Annotated in this window: 1 protein-coding gene; it reads right to left on the bottom strand. The window is 74.6% G+C overall.

Translation table 11 applies throughout. From position 1 onward, the window contains the following. Window positions 1-1635, bottom strand: a 1635-nt coding sequence (locus ACFFNX_RS49430) for an acyltransferase domain-containing protein (protein WP_378213414.1), incomplete at both ends; no start/stop codon positions are given.

The raw sequence follows: 1635 nt of genomic DNA, 5'->3' as shown, positions 1-1635 counted from the left end.
TTCAGCAGGAAGACGATCGCCGCCGCCGCGAGCCCGCGGGCCCGTTCCGGGGTCCGGCCGCCACGACCGGTGAGGTCGAGCACGTCCTCGTCCCGGATCTCGGCGGGGGTCGCGGGAAGCGTGATCGGCACCCGGTCGAGCCGGTGGACCCGGTCGTGAGCGGGCGCCAGCCGGTCGGCGGCCACGGACCTGAGCACGAGGGAGCCGATCGAGGCGACGGGCGCGCCGGCCCGGTCGGTGAGGGTGAGCGCGTACCCGGGCGCCGCGTCCCGGAAGGTCGCCCGTACGCGCAGCGCCGACGCTCCAGAGGCGTGCAGGCGCACACCGCTCCAGGCGAACGGCAGCGGGATCCGGCCGTCCTCGGGTGCGTCCGCGCCGAGCAGGCTGGTGGTCTGGAGCGCCGCGTCCAGCAGGGCCGGATGCAGGCCGAAGCCGTCCGTCTCAAGGCCTTCGGGGAGCTCCACCTCGGCGAAGACCTCGTCTCCGCTCCGCCAGGCCGCGCGCAGCCCCTGGAACGCGGGCCCGTAACCGTAGCCGTCGCCCGCCATCCGCTCGTAGAAGTCGCCGACCGGGATGGGCTCGGCGTCCGCGGGCGGCCACGGGAGCGGCTCCGCGCCGAACGGCTCCGTGGAGAGCCGGCCGGTGGCGTGCCGGATCCACCGTCCCTCGTCCCGCCGTGAGTGGACGCCGATCTCCCGGTCGGCGACGACGACCCTGATCTGCACGTCGCCGTCGTCCGGCACGGTCAGCGGCGCCTCGATGACGAGTTCGTCCAGGGCACCGTGGCCGGCCTCGGCACCGGCGTGCAGCGCCAGCTCGGCCAGGGCCGAACCCGGCAGTACGGTCGAGCCCGCGACCGCGTGGTCGACGAGCCAGCCGTGCCGCCGGAGCGACAGGCGGCCGGTGAACACGACGCCGTCGGGCAGCGGAACGGCGGCGCCCAGCAGCGGATGACCGGCGTCCTCCAGCCCCGCGGCGGCGAGGTCGCCGTTGCCGCGCCCGCCGTCGAGCCAGTAGCGCCGGTGCTGGAAGGCGTAGGTGGGAAGGTCCGGCCGCCGGAACGGCCCGGGCCCGTACGCGCCGCTCCAGTCGATCTCGACCCCGGCGACGTGCGCCTCTCCGGCGGAACGGAGGAACCGGTCCAGCCCGCCGTCGTCGCGACGCAGGCTGCCCACGACCACGGCGGGCGCGGGGACGGTCTCCGCGATGCTCGGGACCAACACCGGGTGCGCGCTGATCTCGATGAACGCGTGGAACCCGGCGTCGCTCAGGGCTTCGGTGGCCTGCTCGAACCGCACGGTCCGCCGCAGGTTGCGGTACCAGTAGCCGCCGTCCAGCTCCGTCGTGTCCAGCCACCGTCCCTCGACCGTGGAGAAGAACGGAACCCGCGACGGCCGAGGATCGAGCCCCGCCAGCAGATCCGCCAACTCACCCTCGATCGACTCGACATGCGAGGTGTGCGAGGCATAGTCGACCGGCACCCGCCGCACCCGCACACCATCGGCCTCACAGGCCCCGACCAGGTCGTCCAGCGCCCCCGGATCACCCGCGACGACCACCGAGGACGGGCCGTTGATCGCCGCGATCTCCAGGCCCTCGACCAGCCGCGTCGTGACCTTTTCGACGGGCAGCGCG

It is taken from the genome of Actinoallomurus acaciae, assembly GCF_042429965.1.
GTDB classification, from domain to species: domain Bacteria; phylum Actinomycetota; class Actinomycetes; order Streptosporangiales; family Streptosporangiaceae; genus Actinoallomurus; species Actinoallomurus acaciae.
Note: the sequence above shows the minus strand (reverse complement) of the source record. Positions and strands in the feature narration are given on the sequence as shown.